The organism is Streptomyces sp. URMC 126, assembly GCF_051386555.1.
Taxonomy (GTDB): Bacteria; Actinomycetota; Actinomycetes; order Streptomycetales; family Streptomycetaceae; genus Streptomyces.
Genome location: NZ_JBPQTX010000362.1, coordinates 1 through 6,660 on the forward strand (window position 1 = coordinate 1; position 6,660 = coordinate 6,660).

A 6,660-nucleotide genomic window follows, 5' to 3' on the forward strand; every position below is an offset into this window, starting at 1 on the left:
CAGCCGGGGGAGGGCGGGGCGTCCGGCTCCGGGAGGTGGGCTTCCATGAGCATCGTGACGCGGCCCATCGTCGCGAGTGCGGACTCCGCGGCGCGTTCGGCGCTGCGGGAGAGGCCGCGGTGGCGGACGGGTTCCTTCTGGGCGCGTTCCGCCGTGTCCTCCCACTCGCGCCGTGCCGCGCGCGCGTCCAGCAGGGCCTCACGGACGCGGCGCGGGCTGCGTCCCGCAGGGTCCGCGTGGGCGGTGAGGACGGCAAGGGTGTACTCGCCGTTGGCGCGCAACCACTCCGCAAGCCGGTCGCGGAGCCGGCGCGTCTCCCAGACGGGGAACAGGGCGTACGCCGCCATGGCCAGCAGTCCGCCCAGCAGGGTCAGGGCCACCCGCGCCTGGACGGTCTGCGACCACCCCTCCCCCACCACCCCCAGCAGGAACACCACGTACCCGCCGACACACGCCGACGCGACGATGTACCCCGCGCCCGTGAACAGGTACAGCAACCCGACGCAGGCCACCGCCAGCCCCGCACACACATACGGGTCCGGGTGCAGCAGGGCGGTCACGGCCGCGCCGACGAGGACGCCGACGACCGTCCCGACGAAGCGGGCGACGCCCCGCGAGTACGTCTGCGCGAAGTCCGGCCGCATGATCATCACGGAGGCCATGGGCGCCCAGTAACCGTGCCCGAGGGGCAGCGCCGTCCCCAGGATGTACCCCACGCTCGCGACCGCCGACAGCCGGACCGCGTGCCGGCCGATCGGCGACGACCAGCGCGCCTCGCGCCGGACCGCCCGGAGGGCGAGGGGGATCAGCCGGTGGACGGTCGGACGGAGAAGGTGGCGGTACTGCTCCGGCGGACGACCGGCCGACGGATCGGAAGTGGAGGGCGGAGGGGAGGCGGAGGCCGAGGACGGAGCCGAGGTGGAGGACCCGGTAGGCGCGGTAGGCGCGGCAGGCTGGGCTGAACGGCCGGTCGAATCGGAATCAGCCGACGCGGAACCCGCCGTCGACGCCGTCACCGACCCCGCCGTCGCCGCCCCCGCCGCCGTCCGGCGCTCCTCCCGTACCGGTTCGTCGCTGCCCTCGACCACGTCGCCGAGCAGCGCGATCAGCCGGTACGCGGAACGGCGCGCCGGGCCCGTGAGCATCGGCCCCGACTCCGGCACCCGGAGCACGTCCAGCGCCTCCGGCGGCAGCCGGACGGGGCCGCCCCGGCGGACCGAGCGGGCGACGGCGTCGAGGACGGTCGCGGCGGCGCCCAGCAGGTCGCGGACCCGGTCGCGTTCCGGGCCCTCGGGCGGCGCGCCGACGACCGGGTCGGCGAGCGCCGCCAGCACCGGACGCAACCGCTCCGCGAGCCCGCGCGGGCCGCCGAGCTGGCGCGGGCGGCTGCGCGCCTGGCGGGGCGTGACCGCCGCCGCGTTGCGCGCCTCCATCAGCGGCTGCGGGTCGAAGTGCGCCACCGGATCGTGCCGCAGCCGGCGCGCGTAGTCCGCCTCGGCGGCCAGCGCGTCGGCGAGCGCGTCCCGTTGCCGGCCCCACGGTCTGATCGGGAACACCACGATGAGCAGCGCCTGCACCAAGCCGCCGACGGCGATCAGCCCCGCGTGTTCGGCCGCGCCCGCGACGGACGTCGGCAGGGTCACGGTGATCAGCATCACCGCGACCGTCTGCGTGGCGACGAGCCCCGACACCGGCCCCACCGCCCACGCCATGCCCGCCAGCAGCGTCCAGGCGGCCAGCAGCAGCAGGAACAGGACGTGGCTGTAAGCGGCCAGGTAGCCGAGGAACGTACTGACGGCCAGCCCGACCGCCACTCCGAGCGCCAGCACCGGCCTCGGCCGCCAGCTGCGCTGAAACGTCGCGAGGCCGGCGGCGAACGCGCCGAACGCGGAGGAGACGGCCAACGCGGGACTGCCGAAGGTGAGCATGAGGGCCATGACGATCGCCACGCCCGCCGTACTGCGGAGGGCGACCAGGGGTTCGAGCGTCGCCCGCTCGACGGTCAGCCCGGAGCGGGCGGTCTCCTTCAGGGCGCTCAACCAGGGCATGATCACGAGCTTACGTTCCGGAGGGGCTGGTTCCAGCAGGGCGTTTGCCCCGCCCCCTCCCTCTCACGTGTCCCGCGGGGCAAACCCTCCGCGGTTTCCCCCTGCCGTCTACTTGTGGCTCGGGAATCCCAGATCCACCCCGCCGTCCTCCGGGTCCGGCCACCGCGTCGTCACGACCTTGCCGCGCGTGTAGAAGTGGACGCCGTCGTTGCCGTAGATGTGGTGGTCCCCGAAGAGGGAGTCCTTCCAGCCGCCGAACGAGTGGTAGCCCACCGGCACCGGAATCGGCACGTTCACGCCCACCATCCCCGCCTGCACCTCCAGTTGGAAGCGGCGGGCGGCGCCCCCGTCCCGGGTGAAGACGGCGGTGCCGTTGCCCCACGGGGAGGCGTTGATCAGGGCCACCCCCTCCTCGTACGTCTCCGCGCGCAGCACGCACAGCACCGGGCCGAAGATCTCGTCGCGGTACGCGTCCGACTCCGGCGACACCTTGTCGAGCAGCGACAGGCCGATCCAGTGGCCCTTCTCGTACCCCTCGACCGTGAAGCCGGTGCCGTCGAGGACGACCTCCGCCCCCTGCGCCGCCGCGCCCGTCACGTACGAGGCGACGCGGTCGCGGTGCTCGGCGGTGATCAGCGGGCCCATCTCGGACGTGGGGTCGGAACCCGGCCCGATCTTGATCTTCTCGGCGCGGTCGCGGATCTTCGCGACCAGCGCGTCGCCCGTGTCGCCGACCGCCACCACCGCCGAGACGGCCATGCAGCGCTCCCCCGCCGAGCCGTACGCGGCCGACACGGCGGCGTCCGCCGCGGCGTCCAGGTCGGCGTCGGGCAGGACGAGCATGTGGTTCTTGGCGCCGCCGAGCGCCTGGACGCGCTTGCCGTGCGCGGAGGCGGTGGCGTGGATGTGCCGGGCGATCGGCGTCGAGCCGACGAACGAGACGGCGGCCACGTCCGGGTGCTCCAGCAGCCGCTCCACCGCCACCCGGTCGCCGTTGACGACGTTGAGCACGCCCTCCGGAAGCCCGGCCTCCGCGGCCAGCTCCGCCAGCAGCAGCGCCGCCGACGGGTCCTTCTCGCTCGGCTTCAGCACGAACGTGTTGCCGCACGCGATCGCCAGCGGGAACATCCACATCGGCACCATCGCCGGGAAGTTGAACGGCGTGATGCCCGCCACCACGCCCAGCGGCTGCCGGATCGCGGCCACGTCCACCCGGTTGGACACCTGCGTCGACAGCTCGCCCTTGAGCTGGGTCGTGATCCCGCAGGCCAGCTCCACGATCTCCAGACCGCGCGCGACCTCGCCGAGCGCGTCGGCGTGCACCTTGCCGTGCTCGGCGGTGATCAGCCGGGCCAGGTCCTCGCGGCGCGCGTCGAGCAGGGCGCGGTAGGCGAAGAGGACGGACGTCCTGGTGGCCAGCGAGGACGTCCCCCACGTGGCGTACGCGGTCTTCGCCGCCGCCACCGCGGCGTCCACCTCCTCCGCCGACGCCAGCGCGACCCGCGTCGTCACCTCGCCCGTCGCCGGGTCGGTGACCGGCCCGTACGCGCCGGACGTGCCCTCGACGGGCCGGCCGCCGATCCAGTGGTTGACGGTCTTCGTCTCCGACGTCATCTCCAACGCTCCTTCGTCTCCGGGCCGGCGCCTCGGGAGCCGCCGGGGCGCGGCGGCGCCCCGGTGTTCCTCCGTCCTCGCCGGTCCCGTGCTCACCGGTGCCGTGCCGTGCCGCGCCCGTCCCTGGCCTGTTGCCGTGCCGTGCCCTGCCCCGTCCTCGCCCACGCGCCGCCGACGCTCCCGCCCCTCACAGATGGCGGCGACGGGCCGCCGCCGCCCGCTCGTACTCCTCCCGCGCCCGGACGGCGGCCGGGCGGGTCGCGGTGCGGGCGACGGGCACATCCCACCACGCCTGGGCGGGCGGCGCGCCCGGCACACTGTCGGGCGTCGCGGTCTCCACGTGGACACATGTGGGCCGCGTCGCCGCCCGCGCCGCCGCCAGCGCCTCGTCCAGCTCGCCGGCCGCCCGGACGCGGAGGACGTCGAGGCCGAGGGAGGCGGCGTTGGCGGCCAGGTCGACCGGGAGCGGGTCGCCGGTGTACGTACCGTCCGGCGCCAACCGCCGGTACGCCGTGCCGAATCCCTCCGCGCCCACCGCCCGCGACAGACCGCCGATCGACGCGTAGCCGTGGTTCTGAAGGATCACCACCTTGATGTCCAGCCCCTCCTGCACCGCCGTCACCAGCTCTGTCGGCATCATCAGATACGTGCCGTCGCCCACCAGCGCCCACACCGGGCCGCGGCCCGCCAGCCGGACGCCGATCGCGGCCGGGATCTCGTAGCCCATGCAGGAGTAGCCGTATTCGACGTGGTAGTCGCCGCCGCGCGAGCGCCACAGCTTGTGCAGGTCGCCGGGGAGCGAGCCGGCCGCGTTGACGAGGACGTCCGTACCGTCCGCGAGCCGGTCGAGCGCGCCCAGCACCTGGGCCTGCGTCGGACGGGCGGACGGGTCCGGGTGCGGGGCGAAGGCGCGTTCCACCTCCCGGTCCCACGCCGCCCGCCCCTCGGCGTACTCCCGTCCGTACTCCTCCGGCACCCGGTAGCCGTCCAGTTCCCCCGCCAGCGCCTCCAGCCCCGCCCGCGCGTCGGCCGTGACGGCGAGGCCGGCGAGCTTGTGGGCGTCGGCGGACGAGAGGTTGAGGTTGACGAAGCGGACGCCGGGGGCGGCGAAGAGGGTGGAGGAGGCGGTGGTGAAGTCGGTGTAGCGGGTGCCGACGCCGACGACCACGTCCGCCGTCCGGGCCAGCGCGTCGGCGACGGCCGTTCCGGTGTGCCCTATGCCGCCGACGTCCGTGCGCGTCGCGTGGTGCACGGCGCCCTTGCCGGACTGCGTGAAGGCCATCGGAATGCCCGTCGCCTCGGAGAGCGAGCGCAGCGCCTCCTCCGCGCCGCTGTGCCGTACCCCGCCGCCACAGAGCAACAGCGGTCTGCGCGCCGACCGGACGACGGCCGCCGCCTCCGCCACGGCCGCCGGGTCGGGGGCGGGGCGGCGGACGTGCCAGAACCGGTCGGCGAAGAACTCCTCCGGCCAGTCGTACGCCTCCGCCTGGACGTCCTGGGGCAGGGCGAGGGTCACCGCGCCCGTCTCCACCGGGTCGGCGAGGACGCGCATCGCCTGGAACGCGGCCGGGACCAGTGCCTCGGGGCGGGTGATCCGGTCGAACCACCGGGACACCGGCCGCAGGCAGTCGTTGACGGACACGTCCCCGGCACCCGGGTGTTCGAGCTGCTGGAGTACGGGGTCGGCGGGCCGGGTCGCGAAGGTGTCGCCGGGGAGCAGCAGGACGGGCAGGTGGTTGACGGTCGCGAGGGCGGCACCGGTGACGAGGTTGGTGGCGCCGGGGCCGATGGACGTGGTGACGGCGTGCGTGGAGAGCCGGTCCGCCGTCCGGGCGTAGCCGACGGCCGCGTGGACCATGGCCTGTTCGTTGCGTCCCTGGTGGAACGGCATGCGGTCGCGGCCGGTCTCCAGCAGCGCCTGACCGACGCCGGCGACGTTGCCGTGCCCGAAGATGCCCCAGCAGGCGGCGATCAGCCGGTGGCGCCGCCCGTCGCGCTCGCTGTACTGGTGGGCCAGGAACTCCACCAGGGCCTGGGCGACGGTCAGCCGCCGGGTCCGGCCGGTCCGTGTGTTCCCTCCGGTCCGTGGGGTCATCGGGCGTCTCCCGCCGGGTAGAGCGGCAGCCGGGGGTCGACCGGCTGCCGGGGCCAGGTGGCGCGGATCCAGGCGTGGTCGGGGTGGTCGCGGATCAGCCACTCCCGGGGGCCGGGGCCCGCCATGACGTTGAGGTAGTACATCGGGTGGCCGGGCGCGGCGACGGACGGGCCGTGCCAGCCGTCGGGGATCAGCACCGCGTCACCGGTACGGACCTCCGCGAGGACATCGGTTCCCCCGGTGCGGGAGGGCGACACCCGCTGGTAGCCGAGGCCGGGTCGGCCGCCGGGGCCCGGGGCGATCTCGAAGTAGTAGATCTCCTCCAGCCGGGACTCCTCCCCCGGCCGGTCCTCGTCGTGCTTGTGCGGCGGGTACGAGGACCAGTTGCCGCCGGGTGTGAGCACCTCGACGGCGATCAGCCGGTCGCAGGCGAACACGTCCGCCGCCGCGAAGTTGTTGACCTGCCGCGAACAGCCGCCCGCGCCGCGCAGTTCGACGGGGACGGCCGGGGCGGGCCCGTAACGGGCGGGGAAGCGCTGCTCGCAGCGGGCCCCGGCGAGCGCGAACCGCCCGCCCGCCGGCGCGGTCACGGTGACGCGCGCGTCCCGTGGGACGTACGCGAAGTCGGTGACGGCGGTGAACACACTGTCCCGCCCGCGCAGGGTGAAGGTCGCCGTGTCGAGGACGGCGACCGTGCAGCCGCCCGCCAACGGCAGCAAGATCCATTCGCTGTCGCCGGTGGCGAAGGTGTGGGCCCCGCCGGGCGGGAGGGCGAGGACCCGCAGCGCCGAGCGGTCCCACCCGGCGCGGGCGGGGTCGACGTCCAGCGCGTAGGGACCGCGGGCGGCGCTGCCGGCCGGGAGGTGGGTCATGGGGCGCGTACTCCTCGCGTCGGGGGGGGGG

At 75.1% G+C, this 6,660-nt stretch carries 4 protein-coding genes; all 4 read right to left on the reverse strand.

The genetic code is table 11. The features are described from left to right. Positions 1–2,048 (reverse strand): FUSC family protein (locus ACSNOK_RS29145; RefSeq protein ID WP_436783787.1); only part of this gene is annotated, 2,048 nt, incomplete at its 3' end. Positions 2,049–2,156: 108 nt separating this feature from the next. Further along, positions 2,157–3,662, reverse strand: coding sequence for a CoA-acylating methylmalonate-semialdehyde dehydrogenase (locus tag ACSNOK_RS29150; RefSeq protein ID WP_436783788.1), 1,506 nt, complete (start codon positions 3,660–3,662; stop codon positions 2,157–2,159). Between the two features lie 187 nt (positions 3,663–3,849). Then, positions 3,850–5,757, reverse strand: coding sequence for a 3D-(3,5/4)-trihydroxycyclohexane-1,2-dione acylhydrolase (decyclizing) (iolD, locus tag ACSNOK_RS29155; protein WP_436783789.1), 1,908 nt, complete (start codon positions 5,755–5,757; stop codon positions 3,850–3,852). Then, on the reverse strand, positions 5,754–6,629 hold the full coding sequence (iolB, locus tag ACSNOK_RS29160; protein ID WP_436783790.1) for a 5-deoxy-glucuronate isomerase: 876 nt from the start codon (positions 6,627–6,629) through the stop codon (positions 5,754–5,756). Before iolB ends, iolD begins: the two co-directional genes overlap by 4 nt. Positions 6,630–6,660 lie beyond the last annotated feature (31 nt).